Origin of the sequence: Pseudomonas sp. ME-P-057, assembly GCF_030208975.1 — a bacterium.
Lineage (GTDB): Bacteria > Pseudomonadota > Gammaproteobacteria > Pseudomonadales > Pseudomonadaceae > Aquipseudomonas > Aquipseudomonas lutea.
In genome coordinates this window covers 21,301-37,786 of the sequence record NZ_JARVSX010000008.1, presented here as the reverse complement: position 1 = coordinate 37,786, position 16,486 = coordinate 21,301, and the positions used below count along the sequence as shown (strand labels likewise).

The 16,486-nt window shown below is 62.7% G+C and carries 16 protein-coding genes; 4 read left to right on the top strand and 12 right to left on the bottom strand.

Translation table 11 applies throughout. From position 1 onward, the window contains the following. The first annotated feature begins 46 nt into the window (after positions 1-46). From QRN48_RS03480 to recR, 3 genes are all read left to right on the top strand, one after another. Complete coding sequence (locus QRN48_RS03480) at positions 47-373, top strand: YbaB/EbfC family nucleoid-associated protein (RefSeq protein WP_037011416.1); 327 nt, start codon at positions 47-49, stop codon at positions 371-373. Between the two features lie 130 nt (positions 374-503). Further along, a complete protein-coding gene (gene curA / locus QRN48_RS03475; protein WP_285348924.1) occupies positions 504-1,532 on the top strand; it encodes an NADPH-dependent curcumin/dihydrocurcumin reductase in 1,029 nt (342 codons plus the stop codon). 69 nt (positions 1,533-1,601) lie between these two features. After that, entirely contained in the window at positions 1,602-2,204 is a 603-nt protein-coding gene (gene recR / locus QRN48_RS03470; protein WP_037011414.1) for a recombination mediator RecR, read from the top strand. Between the two features lie 456 nt (positions 2,205-2,660). On the opposite strand, the gene QRN48_RS03465 is transcribed toward recR, so the two are convergent. From QRN48_RS03465 to ccoN, 12 genes are all read right to left on the bottom strand, one after another. Then, a complete protein-coding gene (locus QRN48_RS03465) occupies positions 2,661-3,209 on the bottom strand; it encodes an adenine phosphoribosyltransferase (RefSeq protein WP_285348922.1) in 549 nt (182 codons plus the stop codon). A 63-nt stretch (positions 3,210-3,272) separates the two neighbouring features. After that, on the bottom strand, positions 3,273-4,007 hold the full coding sequence (gene fnr, locus QRN48_RS03460) for a fumarate/nitrate reduction transcriptional regulator Fnr (RefSeq protein ID WP_037011412.1): 735 nt from the start codon (positions 4,005-4,007) through the stop codon (positions 3,273-3,275). Between the two features lie 121 nt (positions 4,008-4,128). Further along, positions 4,129-5,511, bottom strand: coding sequence for an oxygen-independent coproporphyrinogen III oxidase (gene hemN, locus QRN48_RS03455; RefSeq protein ID WP_285348920.1), 1,383 nt, complete (start codon positions 5,509-5,511; stop codon positions 4,129-4,131). 210 nt (positions 5,512-5,721) lie between these two features. Further along, positions 5,722-6,444, bottom strand: coding sequence for a sulfite exporter TauE/SafE family protein (locus QRN48_RS03450; protein ID WP_285348918.1), 723 nt, complete (start codon positions 6,442-6,444; stop codon positions 5,722-5,724). 174 nt (positions 6,445-6,618) lie between these two features. Continuing rightward, on the bottom strand, positions 6,619-6,834 hold the full coding sequence (ccoS, locus tag QRN48_RS03445) for a cbb3-type cytochrome oxidase assembly protein CcoS (protein ID WP_285348916.1): 216 nt from the start codon (positions 6,832-6,834) through the stop codon (positions 6,619-6,621). Positions 6,835-6,859: 25 nt separating this feature from the next. Further along, complete coding sequence (locus QRN48_RS03440) at positions 6,860-9,490, bottom strand: heavy metal translocating P-type ATPase (RefSeq protein WP_285348914.1); 2,631 nt, start codon at positions 9,488-9,490, stop codon at positions 6,860-6,862. 1 nt (position 9,491) lies between these two features. Next, positions 9,492-10,025 carry a FixH family protein gene (locus QRN48_RS03435; RefSeq protein ID WP_285348912.1) on the bottom strand — a complete coding sequence of 178 codons (534 nt, stop codon included), beginning with the start codon at positions 10,023-10,025 and terminating at the stop codon, positions 9,492-9,494. Between the two features lie 12 nt (positions 10,026-10,037). Next, positions 10,038-11,468 (bottom strand): cytochrome c oxidase accessory protein CcoG, encoded by a 1,431-nt coding sequence (gene ccoG, locus QRN48_RS03430; protein WP_285348910.1) that lies wholly within the window; start codon positions 11,466-11,468, stop codon positions 10,038-10,040. An 85-nt stretch (positions 11,469-11,553) separates the two neighbouring features. Continuing rightward, positions 11,554-12,546 (bottom strand): cytochrome-c oxidase, cbb3-type subunit III, encoded by a 993-nt coding sequence (gene ccoP, locus QRN48_RS03425; protein WP_285348908.1) that lies wholly within the window; start codon positions 12,544-12,546, stop codon positions 11,554-11,556. After that, positions 12,543-12,761: a cbb3-type cytochrome oxidase subunit 3 gene (locus QRN48_RS03420; RefSeq protein ID WP_285348906.1), complete on the bottom strand. Its 219-nt coding sequence runs from the start codon at positions 12,759-12,761 to the stop codon at positions 12,543-12,545. The genes ccoP and QRN48_RS03420 overlap by 4 nt, the downstream gene beginning before the upstream one ends. A gap of 5 nt (positions 12,762-12,766) precedes the next feature. Further along, positions 12,767-13,378 carry a cytochrome-c oxidase, cbb3-type subunit II gene (ccoO, locus tag QRN48_RS03415; RefSeq protein WP_191946065.1) on the bottom strand — a complete coding sequence of 204 codons (612 nt, stop codon included), beginning with the start codon at positions 13,376-13,378 and terminating at the stop codon, positions 12,767-12,769. Further along, entirely contained in the window at positions 13,378-14,820 is a 1,443-nt protein-coding gene (gene ccoN, locus QRN48_RS03410) for a cytochrome-c oxidase, cbb3-type subunit I (RefSeq protein WP_285348905.1), read from the bottom strand. Before ccoN ends, ccoO begins: the two co-directional genes overlap by 1 nt. Before the next feature lie 884 nt (positions 14,821-15,704). On the opposite strand from ccoN, the gene QRN48_RS03405 reads away from it, so the two are divergent. Continuing rightward, positions 15,705-16,394 carry an alpha/beta family hydrolase gene (locus QRN48_RS03405; RefSeq protein WP_285348904.1) on the top strand — a complete coding sequence of 230 codons (690 nt, stop codon included), beginning with the start codon at positions 15,705-15,707 and terminating at the stop codon, positions 16,392-16,394. Positions 16,395-16,486: the final 92 nt, after the last annotated feature.

Below are 16,486 nucleotides of genomic sequence, written 5' to 3'. Positions count from 1 at the left end.
CGACACCCACGACTTTTGACCCAATGGCTTTCGAGGAGAAACTCCCATGATGAAAGGTGGCATGGCAGGCCTGATGAAGCAGGCTCAGCAAATGCAGGAAAAAATGGCCAAGATGCAGGAAGAACTGGCCAACGCCGAGGTCACCGGCCAGTCCGGTGCCGGTCTGGTGAGCGTGGTCATGACCGGGCGTCATGACGTCAAGCGCGTCAGCCTGGACGACAGCCTGATGCAGGAGGAAAAGGAAATTCTGGAAGACCTGATCGCTGCGGCCGTCAACGACGCCGTGCGCAAGATCGAAGCAGCGAGCCAGGAGAAAACCGCCAGCATGACCGCCGGCATGCAGCTGCCGCCAGGCATGAAACTGCCGTTCTGATCGCGTAGCGACCTCAAAAAAGCCAGGCCTGAGTGCCTGGTTTTTTTTCGCCTGCACATCCAACCGAACGCGTCCCGGTGAGGACGGTCTGCTCTCTATATCTTCGCAACTTGATATGGAGCCCGTTCCGATGACGCAAGAAATGATCCTCAACCAGCGTATTGTCCTGGCCTCCCGCCCACAGGGCGCACCCACTCCGGAAAACTTCCGACTCGAGCGTGAAGCGCTGCCTGACCTGCAAGACGGCCAGGTGCAATTGCGCACGCTTTACCTGTCGCTTGACCCGTACATGCGCGGACGCATGAGCGACGCGCCGTCCTACGCCGCACCCGTGGAAATCGACGCAGTGATGGAAGGCGGCGCAGTTAGCGTGGTCGAGCAGTCACGTCACCCGACATTCAAAGAAGGCGACCTGGTGGTCGGTCAGACCGGCTGGCAGACCCACAGCATCTCCGATGGCAGCAACCTGTTGCCTGCGCCAAAGGACCTGCCGAGCCCGTCCATGGCGGTTGGCGTGTTGGGCATGCCGGGCATTACCGGTTACATGGGCCTGATGGACATCGGCAAGCCGAAGGCGGGCGAGACGCTGGTCGTCGCTGCCGCGTCCGGCGCGGTCGGTTCAGTGGTCGGCCAGGTTGCCAAACTCAACGGCCTGCGTGTAGTCGGCGTTGCCGGTGGCGAAGAGAAATGCCGCTACGTGGTGGACGAGCTGGGTTTTGACGCCTGCATCGATCACCGTAGCGAAGATTTTGCCGAGCAGCTGAAGGCGGCTTGCCCGGATGGCATCGACGTCTATTTCGAACTGGTGGGCGGCAAAGTGCTGGAAGCCGTGATACCGCTGCTCAATCAGCACGCGCGCGTGCCGTTGTGCGGCCTGATCGCCCATTACAACGCCCAGTCCCAGCCAGAGGGCCCGGATCGTCTGCCGCTGTTGATGCGCACACTGTTGACCAAGCGCGCGCGGATTCAGGGCTTTATCGTCTACGAAGAGTACTACCACCGTCTGGAGGAATTCATGCAGGCCATGGTGCCGCTGGTAAAAGACGGCAAGGTCAAATTCCGCGAAGACGTGGTGGAAGGTCTGGAGCACGCACCGGACGCATTCATCGGCCTGCTCGAAGGCAAGAACTTCGGCAAGCTCGTGGTCAAGGTGTCGTGAGCCTGATTTGACGGTAATCAGAGGCGCGGGTATAAACCGCGTCTCGTGTTTTTGTCGGACGTTTCTCCAATGAGCTTCAGCCCCCTGATTCGCCAGTTGATCGACTCCCTGCGCATTCTCCCCGGCGTCGGTCAGAAAACCGCCCAGCGCATGGCGTTGCAGCTGCTGGAGCGTGATCGCAGTGGCGGCTCGCGCTTGTCCCAGGCGCTGAGTCAGGCGATGGAAGGCGTCGGTCACTGCAAGCAATGCCGCACCCTCACCGAAGAGGAACTGTGCCCGCAGTGCGCGGATGTCCGCCGCGACGACACGCTGCTCTGCGTGGTCGAGGGGCCAATGGACGTGTATGCAGTCGAGCAGACCGGTTATCGCGGCCGCTATTTTGTGCTCAAGGGGCATCTGTCGCCGCTGGACGGCCTGGGGCCGGAAGCCATCGGTATCCCGCAACTGATCGCGCGGATTGAAGAACAGGATTCCTTCACCGAAGTGATTCTGGCGACCAACCCGACGGTCGAGGGCGAGGCGACAGCCCATTACATTGCGCAGCTGCTGACCCCCAAAGGCCTGATCACTTCAAGGATCGCTCACGGCGTGCCGCTGGGCGGCGAGCTTGAATTGGTCGACGGCGGCACCCTCGCGCACTCATTCGCCGGGCGCAAGCCGATCCAGTTGTAAATGCCGCCATTTCGATGGCGCAGAAGCGTCATCGAAGCCCGTATGCCGCAGATTTCGTTGGGATTGCGTACTGCGCAGATATCGGGGGTTGCCTGGGTCGACAGTAGGAGCGCGCTTGCCCGCGAAACATATCGGCCTGCGACATCGCCGGGCCTGCCCTACCGTGTTCGCCAGCAAGCCGGCTCCTACGGATTTGCATACCTCGCACATATCGGGGGTTGCCTGGGTCCACTGTAGGAGCGCGCTTGCCCGCGAAACATATCAGCCTGTGACATCGCCGAGCCTGACCCACCGTGTTCGCCAGCAAGCCGGCTCCTACGATTCGGGGCGGCTCCTCCATTTATGCACTGCGATCTAATGATTGTCGCCATAGGCCTGCCCACACAAAACCTGTAGGAGCCGGCTTGCTGGCGAACGCGGTGGCTCAATCGATGAGGTTGAAGCGCCTGTCGACGATCACTTTTCCGTCAACGCGAACTCGGTCAGGCAGAAGGTCGGGATTTCCATGCCGCGCAGGCGTTGGGAGCCGCCCAGTTCTGGCAAGTCGATAATCGCAGCGGCTTCGTGAACCTTGGCGCCCATGCGGCGGATCAGGTTGGCGGCGGCAATCAGGGTGCCCCCCGTCGCAATCAAATCATCGAACATCACCACCGAGTCGCCGTCGCACAGGCTGTCGGCATGTACTTCGAGCAGCGCTTCGCCGTATTCGGTCTGATAGGCCTCGGCCAGCACGTCAGCCGGCAGCTTCCCCTGTTTGCGAAACAGCACCAGCGGCTTGTTGAGCTCATAAGCGACGATCGAACCGATCAGAAAGCCGCGTGCATCCATGGCGCCCACGTGGCTGAAGTCGGCATCGATGTAGCGCTGGATGAAACTGTCGATGACCAGGCGCAGGGCCTTGGGCGACTGGAACAGCGGGGTGATGTCACGAAAGATCACGCCGGGCTTGGGGAAATCCACGACAGGGCGGATCAGGGCTTTGATGCTGGATTCGTCGAAAAGCATAAGGATCTCGGGCAGGACATGACACAAAAGACGTCAGTCTAAGCCCGCCCGGGCCGTGATGCATCAGCTTTCCAGCGACCCGCCAGCCAGCGCACACAACTGAATGGGATCAAGAATATGGATTTCCTTGCCCTCGGCGGCGATCAACTCGTTTTGCTGGAAGCGGGTAAATACCCGGGACACGGTCTCTACCGCCAGCCCCAGATAATTGCCGATCTCGTTGCGCGACATGCTCAGGCGAAACTGGTTGGCGGAGAAGCCACGGGCGCGAAAGCGCGCCGACAGGTTGACCAGGAACGTGGCAATTCGCTCGTCGGCGGTCTTCTTGGACAGCAGCAGCATCATCTGTTGGTCGTCGCGGATTTCCCGGCTCATGACGCGCATCAACTGCCGACGCAATTGCGGCAACTGCACCGACAATTCGTCCAGGCGGTCGAAGGGGATTTCGCAGACCGATGTGGTTTCCAAGGCCTGAGCGGTGACGGGATAAGCCTCGGCGTCCATGCCGGAAAGCCCGACCAGTTCGCTGGGCAGGTGAAAGCCGGTGAGCTGTTCAGCGCCGCTGTCGCTCAGGCTGAAGGTCTTCAGCGCGCCGGAGCGGACGGCGTAGACGGAATCGAAGGTGTCGCCCTGGCGGAACAAAATATCGCCTTTCTTCAAGGGCCGACCGCGTTTGACGATTTCGTCCAGTGCATCCATGTCTTCCAGGTTCAATGAAAGCGGAAGGCACAACGGGGCCAGGCTGCAGTCCTTGCAATGGGCCTGGGTGTGAGCGCGCAGTTTGACTGGCTCAGACATCGGGTAATTCCTTGTAAAGAAACACACATAAGTCGTAAGGGTAACTCAGGGGTCAGCCCTGCGACTACCACGCGCCGTCCATGGCAAAAAGGGTGGCTGCTGCGCTTGAGGCGCAGAAGACCTATATGACGCAGGAGAATCGCTGACGGTTCTGGCCGCTCAGGTAAGCGTCGAAGACCATGCAGATCGAGCGCACCAACAGGCGCCCCGCCGGTGTCACGGTGATCCCGCCGACATCCAGCTGGATCAGCCCGTCCGTGGCCATGACAAGCAGTTGCGGCCATTGCTCACGAAAATACTCCTGAAAATGGATGGCGAAGGTGTGCTCGATGCGCGCGAAATCCAGGCGGAAATGGCAGATGAGCTGGCCGATGATGGCCCGCCGCAATTGATCGTCCCTTGTGCAACTCAGCCCGCGCCGGGTCGGCAATTGATCGCTTTCCAGCAGGCTCTGGTAGTCGTTCAGATCGCTGGTGTTCTGAGCGTAAAGCTCGCCAATCTGGCTGATGGCCGAGACACCGAGGCCGATCAGGTCGCAGTGGCCATGGGTGGTGTAGCCCTGGAAATTGCGCTGCAACGTGCCGTCTTCCTGGGCCATCGCCAGGTCGTCATCGGGCAGGGCAAAGTGGTCCATGCCAATGTAGCGGTAGCCGGCGCGGGTCAACTGTTGGATGGTGCGCTGGAGCATCTGCAGCTTGTGTTCGGCGCTGGGCAATTGCGCCGTGTCGATGCGCCGCTGGGGCATGAAACGTTCGGGCAGGTGCGCGTAGTTGAATACGGAAAGCCGGTCGGGCTGCAGCGCGATCACCTCGTCGACGGTCCGGGCGAAACCCTCCGGCGTTTGCAGCGGCAGCCCGTAGATCAGGTCGATGTTCACCGAGCGAAACTGCAACGTGCGTGCAGCCTCGACGATGGCGCGGGTTTCCTCGAGGCTCTGCAGACGGTTGATCGCCCGTTGCACCAGCGGATCGAGGTCTTGCAGGCCTAGGCTGACCCGGTTGAAGCCCAGTTCACGCAGCAGGCCCATGGTCGACCAGTCCGCTTCACGTGGATCGATCTCGATGCCGTAGTCGCCGGAATGGTCGTCCAGCAACGTAAAATGCTGGCGCAGATGGCCCATGAGCTGGCGCAGTTCAGCGTGACTGAGGAACGTCGGCGTGCCCCCGCCCAAGTGCAGCTGTTCGACCACCTGACGATCATCGACATGCGCGGCGATCAGGCTGACCTCGCGCTCAAGGCGTTGCAGGTACGCCTGCGAGCGGCCGCGGTCTTTGGTGATGACCTTGTTGCAGGCGCAGTAGTAGCAAATGTTCGCGCAAAACGGGATGTGCAGGTAGAGCGACAAGGGCCTCGACGCCTTGCGGCTGTCCCGCAGCGCATGCAGCAGTTCAAAGGCGCCAACCTGCGTATGAAATTGCACGGCAGTGGGGTAGGACGTGTAACGCGGCCCCGCCAGATCGTAGCGGTGGATGAGTTCAGAATCCCAACGAACGTCGTCGAGCATGCGGGTATTCCCGATAAGGCTGGCGGTGCGGGCAGTGTAGGGAGCACACGGGAGAAGACATTGATCTGGATCAACGAATGCGGGCTCTTAACCCTTCAGGAGATGGCAGTCGTCCAGGCGTCGCGCTGTCGGGCAGCAGCTGGCCATTGCGCAGGAACAGAGTGGGACGCCCCCTTGAACAGCAAGCTGCGGGCTCAGTCTGACGCCGGCTCAGCCGTGCGCCATGCCGGTATGGTCCATGGCGTGATGACGATGCCCCATGAGCCATTGTTGGTGCGGGCCGGGGAGGGTCCAAAGGCCGAATACAATCACCAGCACGCCGCCGGCGACGCGCACGCTGCGGCGACGGAGCAGTGCGGTGACACGCTCGGCCGCCACGCCGGTCGCCAGCAGCACCGGCCAGGTGCCGAGGCCGAACGCGAGCATCAATAATGCGCTGTGCCATGCATTGCCCTGGCTCGCCGACCACAGCAGTGTGCTGTAAACCAGCCCGCACGGCAGCCAGCCCCAAAGCGCGCCCAGCAACAGCGCTCGCGGCGCGGTCGACACCGGCATCAGGCGGCTGGCGATGGGTTGCAGGTAACGCCATATCCAGCGGCCCAGCCCTTCGATTCGGGTAAGGCCGCTCCACCACCCGGCGAGGTAAAGGCCCATGGTGATCATCAACACGGCCGCGATGACCCGCAGCATGATTGCGGCAGGACTGTTGGCCACGGCCCAGCCGAGCAGGCCGGTCAGCAGCCCGGCACAGGCATAACTGAAAACGCGTCCGGCGTTGTACGCCAGCAGCAGGCGCAGGCGTCGGCTGTGTTGCGCTTTGGGGATGGCCAGAGTCAACGCGCCCATGAGTCCGCCGCACATGCCCAGGCAATGCCCACCCCCAAGCAGGCCCAGGATCAGGGCAGACACGAGTTGGGGTAGGAGGTCAGGCATTGGCGTTTCTCCAAGGGGTGGCGGTGACGGTACTGACGTCTTCGCGGGCAAGCGCGCTCCTACAAGGGATCGCGTTCCGATGCGCAGCCGCGCCCGTACTAAAGACTGGGTCCCATTGTAGGAGCGCGCTTGCCCGCGAAAGCGCCTCTGCATGCACCGCAAAAACCCACGGGCTCACGCCTCACCGTCCCGGCGCTCGCTTGCCCTGCCTTCCACTGATGCCTCATCCACTCCGGCCTGATGCCCCGGGTCCTGGTCGTCAAACAAAATGCTGTGGGCCGGGCCGTCGAGGTCGTCGTACTGGCCGCTGTCCACGGCCCAGAAGAACACGTAGATCGCCACCGCCACGATCAGCAGCGCCACCGGAATCATGATGTACAGCGCGGGCATGCAACCTCCCAACTCGCTGGCAGGCTCATGCCGACACCGCTCGGCTTGATTCGGCAGGGCTTGAATCGGCCGTCTCCGTCTTGATCCGCGTCAGGCGCAGGGCATTGAGCACCACCACCAGCGAACTGACCGACATTCCGGCTGCCGCCCAAAGCGGCGTCACCCAGCCCAGCGCCGCGAAGGGCAGCACCAGCCCGTTGTACAGCCCGGCCCAGGCCAGGTTCTCCACAATGATGCGCCGCGTACGATCGGCCAGGCCAAAGGCTTCGACCACTGCAAGCAGCCGATTGGACAGCAGCACCGCGTCCGCGCTGGTCTTGGCCAGATCGGTGGCCGAGCCCATGGCAACGCTGATGTCGGCCGCTGCCAGCACCGGCACGTCATTGACCCCGTCGCCGATCATCAGAATCGTCCGCCCCTCGGCGCGCAGCTGCTGGAGCACGGCGAGCTTGTCATCGGGCGTCAGGCTGCCCCGGGCACTATCAATCTTCAGTTGCGCCGCGACACTGAACACCGCAGGTGAGCTGTCGCCGGACAGCAGTAATGTTTGCCAGCCCCGCCGTCGGCAGGCCTCGAGCAGGGCAGCGGCGTCATCGCGCAGGCGATCCTCCAGTGCCAGCCAGGCCAGAGGCTGAGTGTCATCCCCAAGCAGCAACCACTGGCCGGGCTCGTCTGGCATCTTCGGCACCGCGCTACCGCTGAGGGCGCTGACGAAGGCCGCCTCGCCGATGCGTAAGTGCCGACCGTTGACGCAACCTTGAAGGCCCAGGCCTGGCGTCGCAACAACCTCGTGCGCTGCCAAAGGCGCCCGACCAAACGCCCGGGCAATCGGGTGTTCGGAGTGGCTTTCCAGTGCGGCCGCCAAGCTCAGGCAGTCCTCGTTGTTCAGCACGCCCAGACGGTGAATGGCCCGCAGCGTCGGACGGCCTTCGGTCAGTGTGCCGGTCTTGTCGAAAATCACCGTGTCGATTTTGCTCAGCCCCTCCAGCACATGGCCACGGGTCAGCAACAGCCCGCGCTTGTGCAGCGTGCCCGTGGCGGCGGTGAGCGCGGTCGGCGTTGCCAGCGACAGGGCGCAGGGGCACGTGGCAACCAGCATGGCCAGCACAATCCAGAACGCTCGTGTAGCGTCGAGCTGCCACCAAAGCACGCCGACACACGCTGCCGACAGCAGCGAAACCAGCAAAAACCAATGGGCCGCGCGGTCGGCCATCTGCGCCAGCGGCGGCTTTTCCGATTGCGCCCGCTCCAGCAGGCGCACGACCGCCGAGAGCCGGGTGTCAGGCCCCAAGGCGAGCACCTCCACCGTGAGTACGCTGTCCACGTTGGCGGTGCCGGCGGTGACAGCGTCGCCGAGTTGACGGGGCTGCGGCATCGATTCGCCGGTGAGCAACGACTCGTCGATGTTCGATCTCCCGGCGATAATCCTTCCGTCTGCCGGCACCAGCGCGCCGGGGTGCACCAACACCTGATCGTGAACGCACAGTTGGTCGATGAGAATGCGTTCGGGCTGGCCGTCCGCGTTCAGCCGCAGGCACGACGGCGGCAGCAGGTTGACCAGTTGTGCGGTCGCCGCACTGGTGCGTTCACGGACGCGGCGCTCAAGGTAGCGGCCCGTGAGCAAGAACAACGCGAACATCCCGACCGCATCGAAATACAGCTCGCCGATGCCGGTGATCGCGGTCCAGAGCCCGGCGATGTAGGCTGCGCCGATCGCCAGCGACACTGAAACGTCCATCGTCAGATGCCGAGCGCGCAGGTCTCGCAGTGCGCCTTTGAAGAACGGCGCGCAGCTGTAAAAGACGATTGGTGTCGTCAGAAACATCGCCACCCAGCGCAGGATGGTGTGCATCTCCGGGCTGAGGTCGAGGTTGAATTCGGGCCAGGTCGCCATGGTCGCCATCATCGCCTGAAACCACAGCAGGCCGGCGACACCCAACTGCCGAAGGCTGCGGCGATTGCCCAGGGCCAGTTGCTCCGTAGCGGTGTCGGGGCGGTAAGGGTGAGCGGCGTAACCAATGCTGCGCACCTCGCTCAGCACTTGACTCAACGACAATGCCTGGTCGTCCCAGCGCAGGTGCAGTCGATGACTGGACAGGTTCAGCCGCGCCTCGATCACCGCGGGCAGCCCGCGCAGATGACGCTCGATCAACCAGCCGCACGCGGCGCAGGTGATGCCCTCGATCAGCAACGTGACTTCGGCCACCGTCGCTTGTCCGCAGACAGTACCTTCTTCACGCTGGGCGGAGATCCGTTGCAGGAGCCCGCTTGCCCGCGAACGGGGTCTGTCTGCGGCAGATGACTCGTCTGGCCGACCGCCATACGCGGGCAAGCGCGCTCCTGCCGCCTTTTCCGCTCGACCGGGACCTGTACGTTCGCGCGCCTCAGGGACACGGTGGACGAACGCTTGCTGTACGTCGGGGCGGTCGTAGAGCGCCTGTTCGTCTGCTGGCGGAACGGGCAGCGCCTGGGGTGAAGTCGAGGCTTCACTGCGGTGCCGGTAATAGCTTTCCAGCCCGCCGGCGACGATGGCATGGGCCACCGCCTGACAGCCGGGGCAGCAGAATTCACGCGCCTGGCCGAGTACCGGCGTGACAAACCGACTGCCCGGGGGAACGGGCAACGCGCAGTGATAGCAAGCGAGCGGGGTTTTCACGTCAGTGCCTGTCCGCGCCTTGAATCGGCTCGTCGCCCAGCGTCAGGCGCTGTCCGGGAGTGATTCTTTCTTCCTCGAACAAACGCCATACCCGACCGTTTTCCACCCCCAGCAATTCAACGAAGCGCCGCCCCTCGACACGGTCGCTCAACTGTCCGACGTAACGCCCCGGCTGGGAAGGATTGCGCGCGGGCACGACCTTGCGGTCCTTGTCCGGTTGGGTCGGTGAGATCAGGTTCAGCACCAGTGTCTCCGGCTGACTGGCGCCGCTCAAACGCACGTCGACTTCGCCGGTCAGCTCATCCACGCCGACGCTGGCGCTGAGGTTGAGGGCATGGGCGAACAGTTCGCGGTCAAGGGCGCGATTGATGCCTTTTCCGGCCTCATAATAATTATCGGTGACGAGGTTATCCGGGTGGGTGACGGCAATGGCCACCATCGCCAGCGTCAGCCCCACTGAGCAGGTCAAAACGCCAATGATCACCCACGGCCATAGATGCCGGTGCCAAGGACTTGCTGCGGGGGTGGCGTTCATCTTCAGCCTCGGTCAGCGAGTGGAGGGGCCGATGAAACGGCTCTTGGCGTGGACGTCGGTGTCGCGGCTGTTGGAACGGTCAGCTGCGGTGTCTTTGAGGGTAAAAATGACTTCTTGGCTGCCCGCCGGCAGCTGTTCAGGCGCGACCGACAGTTGCACCGGCACGCTGACGATTTCGCCGGCGGGCACCTTTACTGCTTGGCCGCCTTGCAGCTTCAGCCCGGGCAGCCCCGAGGCGTCCAGCGCATAGGTATGGTCAAGCTGATCCTTGTTGATGATCTTCACGCTGTACACGTTTTCGATCCGGCCGTCGGCGCTTTCCCGGTACAGCATGCGGTCCTTGCTGACATCCAGCCCCACCAGCGGGCGCGTCATGAACGCGCCGGTCAGCAGGCCGATCATGATGAGCAGCACCGCGCCATAGCCGATCAGCCGAGGCCGCAACCGGCGGGTCACTTGCCCGGCGAGGGCGTGCTCGGTGGTGTAGCTGACCAGCCCGCGGGGGTAGTTCATTTTGTCCATAACCGTGTCGCAGGCGTCAATGCACGCCGCGCAGCCGATGCAGGCGATCTGCAAGCCGTCGCGGATGTCGATGCCGGTGGGGCAGACCTGCACGCACATCGTGCAATCGATGCAGTCGCCGAGGCCCCGGGCCGGGTAGTCCAGGTCCTTTTTTCGCGCACCGCGTGGCTCGCCGCGTCGTGGGTCATAAGAGACGATGAGGGTGTCCTTGTCGAACATCACGCTCTGAAACCGCGCATACGGGCACATGTGGATGCACACCTGTTCGCGCAGCCAACCGGCATTGGCATAAGTGGCAAGGGTGAAAAAGCCCACCCAGAAATACGCCCAGCCGTCGGCCTGACCGATGAAGAAGTCGCCCAGCAATTCACGGATCGGCGAGAAGTAACCGACGAAGGTCAGCCCGGTCGCCAACCCGATCAAGACCCAGAGGCTGTGCTTGACGGCCTTGCGCATGAAGGTATTGCCGGTCATGGGCAACTTGTCGCGTTTGATGCGCTGGTGCCGGTCGCCCTCGGTGAGCTTTTCGCACCACATGAAGACCCAGGTCCATACGCTTTGCGGGCAGGTGTAGCCGCACCAGACGCGTCCGGCCCAGACGGTAATGAAGAACAGGCCGAAGGCGCTGACGATCAGGATCCCTGACAGCAGGATGAAATCCTGCGGCCAGAACGTTGCGCCAAAGATGTAGAACTTGCGCTCCGGCAGGTTCCACCACACCGCTTGATGGTTGCCCCACTCAAGCCAGACCGTACCGAAGTACAGCAGGAACAGCAGCGCGCCGCCCGCCATGCGCACGTTGCGGAACAGCCCGGTGAAGGCGCGGGTGTAAATCTCTTCCCGCGGCGCATACAGGTCGACCGTGTCGCCTTGGCTATCTGTCGGCGGCGTGATGTTGTGCAGCTCAATCCGGTCATTCATGGAAGCGTCCCATGACGGTGGAGCATGGAGATAAAGCACAGCGCTGGAGCGGTGGGCGCATGGGAGGAAGTTTGCAGCTGGCTGATCATTGCGGTGAGTCTGGCGGTGTGTCCGCCGGTTTGCCTTCGTGGGACAGGCTGTAGACGTACGCCGCCAGCAGATGAACCCGGTCATTGCCTTGCAGCACCGCTTGGGCGGGCATCTGGCCCTGGCGACCGTACTGAATGGTCTGCTGCAGTTGCGCGAAGCTGGCCCCGTAAATGAATCCGGCCGGGTGGGTGAGGTCAGGTGCGCCCAACGCGGCGACGCCTTTGCCTTGCGGGCCATGGCAGGCGCTGCAGGTCGTGGCGTAGATCTTCTGTCCCGCGGCCGGGTCTGCCTGGGCATCAGCGGGCAGGGCACGGCCCGCCAGCTGAGCCAACACGTACGCCGACACGTCCCGCACGGCCTGTTCGCCGAACACTGCGCCCCATGCCGGCATGACCGCGTGGCGTCCCGCCATGATGCTGGTTTTGATGCTTTGCGGGTCACCGCCCCAGCGCCAGTCGGCGTCGGTCAGGTTGGGGAATCCGTAAGCGCCCTTTGCGTCGGAGCCATGGCACACGGAACAGTTGGAAGCGAACAGCCGGCCGCCCATCTTCAGCGCTTGAGGATCCTTGGCCACTTCCTCAATGGGCATCGCAGCGAATTTGGCGAAGATCGGCCCGAAGCGCGCCTCTGACTGAGCCATTTCCTTCTCCCACTCGTGCACGCCGGTCCAGCCTGTGGCCCCGTCGGAAAACCGGATTTTCTTGTCGTTGTCCGCGTAGTCATAGCCCGGCAACAGGCCCGCCCAGTTGCCCAGGCCGGGGTACAGCGCAAGATAACCCAACGCGAAAATCAGGGTGCCCACGAACAGCAGAAACCACCACCTGGGCAACGGGTTGTCGTACTCCTCGATGCCGTCGAAGGCATGGCCGACGGTTTCATCCGTGGTGTCGACGCGCTGGCCTTTGCGGGTGGCAAACAGCAGCCAGGCCATCGCGAAAATCGTACCCAGCGTCAACACGGTGACGTACAGGCTCCAGAAGGTGCTCATTCCTTTGATCTCCTTGCGGTCTGTTGCGACGCCTGGGCCTGCGCCTGCTCATTGCGGTTGAGCGGGTGGGGCGCCTGAGGCTCATCGGCAAACGGCAGCAGCCTGGCATCGTCGAATTCAGCCTTGCGACGCGGGCTGTACACCCATAACGCCAGGCCGATGAAGGCCACCATCACTACAACAGTGCCCAGGCCTCTAATCGTTCCGATGTCCATGGCGATCACCGTTTGCTCTTGATGAGGGTGCCCAGGCCCTGCAGGTAGGCCACCAGCGCATCCATTTCGGTCTTGCCTTTCACCGCTTGCGCGGCACCGGCGATGTCGGCATCGGTGTAGGGCACGCCGAGGCTGCGCAGCACTTGCATCTTCTTCGCGGTCTGCTGGCCGTCGAGCGGCGTCTCGGCGAGGAAGGGGTAAGCCGGCATGATCGACTCCGGCACCAGGTCGCGCGGGTTGTACAAGTGCGCGCGGTGCCAGTCATCCGAATAACGACCGCCCACCCGCGCAAGGTCCGGCCCGGTGCGTTTGGAACCCCATAGAAACGGGTGATCCCAGACACTTTCGCCCGCCACCGAATAATGCCCGTACCGTTCGGTTTCGGCGCGCAATGGCCGGATCATCTGGGAATGGCAGCCCACGCAACCATTGGCCATATAAACGTCGCGGCCTTCGAGCTCCAGCGCCGGGCGTGGCGTCATGCCCTCGACCGGCTGAGTGGTGACGTCCTGAAAAAACAACGGGACGATTTGCGTCAGCCCGCCAATGGCAACGGCAAGGACCATGAAGATCGACAGCAGGCCGATGTTCTTCTCGAGTGCTTCGTGTTTGATCATCAATGCGCCCCCACGACGGCGATCTGTGCGGCCGCTTGCGCCTCATCCCTGTCCGCTGCGCGAATCGTGCGGAACACGTTGTAGGCCATGAACAGCATGCCACTGGCGAAAATCGCCCCGCCCAGCGCGCGCACGATGTAGCCGGGATGACTGGCCTGCAGCGCCTCGACGAATGAATAGGTCAGCGTGCCGTCGTCATTGATTGCACGCCACATCAAGCCCTGAGTGATGCCGTTGACCCACATCGAGGTGATGTAGAGCACGGTACCGAGGGTGGCCAGCCAGAAGTGGGTATTGATCAGCGCCACGCTGTGCATCTGCGCACGGCCGTAAAGCCTGGGGATCATGTGGTAAACGGCGCCGATGGAGATCATTGCCACCCAGCCCAGCGCGCCGGCGTGAACATGGCCGATGGTCCAGTCGGTGTAGTGGGAAAGGGAGTTGACGGTTTTGATGGCCATCATCGGCCCCTCGAACGTCGACATGCCGTAGAACGCCAGCGACAGCACGAGAAAGCGCAGGATCGGGTCGGTGCGCAATTTATGCCACGCGCCGGACAAGGTCATCATGCCGTTGATCATGCCGCCCCAGCTGGGCACCAGAAGGACGATCGACATCACCATGCCCAGCGACTGCGCCCAGTCCGGCAGCGCCGTGTAATGCAAGTGATGCGGCCCGGCCCAGATGTACAGGGTGATCAAGGCCCAGAAGTGCACGATCGACAGGCGATAGGAGTAGATCGGCCGTTCGGCCTGCTTTGGCACGAAGTAATACATCATCCCGAGAAACCCGGTGGTGAGGAAAAAGCCCACGGCGTTGTGCCCGTACCACCACTGGATCATGGCGTCCGTGGCGCCGGCGTACGCCGAATACGACTTGAACAGGCTCACCGGCAGCGCGATGTGGTTGACGATGTGCAGCATCGCGGTGACCACGATGAAGGCGCCATAAAACCAGGTGGCGACATAAATGTGTTTGGTCTTGCGGTTGACGATGGTGCCGAAAAACACGATGCCGTAGGTGATCCAGACGATCGCCAGCAGGATCGCGATCGGCCATTCGAGTTCGGCGTATTCCTTGGTGGTGGTGTAGCCCATCGGCAAGGTGACGATGGCGCCGATGATCACCGCTTGCCAGCCCCAGAAGTGAAAGGCGGCCATGCCGTCGGAAATCAGCCGCGTCTGGCAGGTTCGCTGGACCACGTAGTAGGAGGTGCCGAACAGCGCGCAGCCGCCGAACGCGAAAATCACCAGGTTGGTGTGCAGAGGGCGCAGCCGGCCGAAGGTGGTCCACGGCAGACCGAAGTTCAGATCAGGCCACACCAGCTGAGAGGCGATGAACACGCCCAGGCCCATGCCGATGATGCCCCAGACCACCGTCATGATGGCGAACTGGCGGACGACTTTGTAGTTATAAGCAGTCGGGTTCGGTGCAGTGCTCATTTCAGGTCCCACGGTGTGTATTAAAGAGTGGTAACGCCCGCACCCTCAACGGCGCCTGGGCCTGCTGCGCAATGGCGAAGGCGAGGGCGAGGCAATGCTGGGCGCAGCACACGCAGACACACAGGCGCTTTAGCGCAGGGCGTATCTGGCTGAGTGGTCTGAAAGAGAGAAGACAGGTCGAGCAGGATCGCGCGCGTGAGTGGGAGGGATTGGATACAACCCTGCGGGTGAAAACAGTGCTGTGCTGTTTGTCTGCAAGAGGGCTGCGGTGCCGTGCACAATCTTATTGCCTGGCCTGTGGCTAGCTGTCGCCGGTCCACTGTGCGGGCACAGCTTAGACGCGATTGATCGCGGAGGGAAGGCTTGAAAACGACCGCTGCGACACTTGGCCGCGCTGGGAGTGAAGTTGCCGCGTCCCGCACGGGACGCGGCGATCAACCATTTCCGGAGATAGCTGAAACGGTTCTCCGCCTGCCGTTCCTGAGCATCTTGAGAGCGTTTCTAATGCAAAGTTGTATACAAAAAGCCGCTGACATTGTCACTTTTATCTGCCCAAAAATATTTGGCCCGAGCTGGCAGAAGACCGGCGATCGTCACGGGTAATCGTCCGGCGCGGACAAAAAGCATGTTCCGTCGATGAAACCGCCCGGTTGTGTGCAGGTTGGGGCGCTCAGGGTTCGGTGCTTCTTGCCGAAGTGCCAGGACAGACTAACGGCCGGGAGCTGAACCCTTGCTGTCGCAGAGTACATGGCACGCCGGCATGGACAATATGAGCAGCGTTGTTGCCCGCCATTGCCCCGACCTCCTGAACCATGGCCCATAATGTCCGCCGTAGCGCCCGGCGCGGTGTCCGGGCGTTGAGCAATTCAAGAGAAAAGGTCCCCATGAGCAAGGCACACTCAGTCAGCAACAACGCCCAGGCATGCGCTCAATTGGCAGAGCAACACGGCTGGTTGTGGAATGCGCCCACCGGGACGGCGACGAACCCGGGGGCCACGTTGATCCTGGCCCACGGCGCGGGCGCGCCGATGGACAGTGACTTCATGAATGACGTGGCCGGGCGTCTTGCCGCGTTGGGCGTCGGCGTGCTGCGCTTTGAATTCCCGCACATGGCGCAGCGCCGGATCGACGGACGCAAACGGCCGCCCAACCCACAAGCCAGGCTGCTGGACAGCTGGCGTGAGGTATACGCCGCTGTGCGTTCGAGTGTTGAGGGGCGTCTGGCAATCGGTGGCAAATCCATGGGCGGACGCATGGCCAGCCTGATCGCCGATGACGTGCAGGCCGACGCCTTGTTCTGCCTCGGCTACCCGTTTTACGCGGCCGGTAAACCGGAGAAGCCACGCGTCGCGCACCTGGCGGAGTTGCAAACGCCAACGCTGATTGTGCAGGGCGAGCGAGATGCGCTGGGCAACCGCGAGACGGTTGAAGGGTACACACTGTCGAAACAGATCGACGTGCATTGGGTGCCGACCGCCAACCACGACCTCAAACCGCTGAAATCGTCGGGTGTCACGGCTGAGGCGTGCATGCAGGAGATGGCGGAACTGATCGCGGGCCGCCTGGCGAGCTGAAGGGTCAGGGATGGCGCGTAGGGTGGTGCGTTGTAATCGGAAGACGCCGTCTCGCGACGACGTCTTTGAGCCTTGTAGTCAGGCGCTCAAGC

Coding starts and splice junctions, on each gene's coding strand:
- QRN48_RS03480 (WP_037011416.1), top strand. CDS start 47: ATGATGAAAGGTGGCATGGCAGGCCTGATGAAGCAGGCTCAGCAAATG.
- curA (WP_285348924.1), top strand. CDS start 504: ATGACGCAAGAAATGATCCTCAACCAGCGTATTGTCCTGGCCTCCCGC.
- recR (WP_037011414.1), top strand. CDS start 1,602: ATGAGCTTCAGCCCCCTGATTCGCCAGTTGATCGACTCCCTGCGCATT.
- QRN48_RS03465 (WP_285348922.1), bottom strand. CDS start 3,209: ATGCTTTTCGACGAATCCAGCATCAAAGCCCTGATCCGCCCTGTCGTG.
- fnr (WP_037011412.1), bottom strand. CDS start 4,007: ATGTCTGAGCCAGTCAAACTGCGCGCTCACACCCAGGCCCATTGCAAG.
- hemN (WP_285348920.1), bottom strand. CDS start 5,511: ATGCTCGACGACGTTCGTTGGGATTCTGAACTCATCCACCGCTACGAT.
- QRN48_RS03450 (WP_285348918.1), bottom strand. CDS start 6,444: ATGCCTGACCTCCTACCCCAACTCGTGTCTGCCCTGATCCTGGGCCTG.
- ccoS (WP_285348916.1), bottom strand. CDS start 6,834: ATGCCCGCGCTGTACATCATGATTCCGGTGGCGCTGCTGATCGTGGCG.
- QRN48_RS03435 (WP_285348912.1), bottom strand. CDS start 10,025: ATGAACGCCACCCCCGCAGCAAGTCCTTGGCACCGGCATCTATGGCCG.
- ccoG (WP_285348910.1), bottom strand. CDS start 11,468: ATGAATGACCGGATTGAGCTGCACAACATCACGCCGCCGACAGATAGC.
- ccoP (WP_285348908.1), bottom strand. CDS start 12,546: ATGAGCACCTTCTGGAGCCTGTACGTCACCGTGTTGACGCTGGGTACG.
- QRN48_RS03420 (WP_285348906.1), bottom strand. CDS start 12,761: ATGGACATCGGAACGATTAGAGGCCTGGGCACTGTTGTAGTGATGGTG.
- ccoO (WP_191946065.1), bottom strand. CDS start 13,378: ATGATCAAACACGAAGCACTCGAGAAGAACATCGGCCTGCTGTCGATC.
- ccoN (WP_285348905.1), bottom strand. CDS start 14,820: ATGAGCACTGCACCGAACCCGACTGCTTATAACTACAAAGTCGTCCGC.
- QRN48_RS03405 (WP_285348904.1), top strand. CDS start 15,705: ATGAGCAAGGCACACTCAGTCAGCAACAACGCCCAGGCATGCGCTCAA.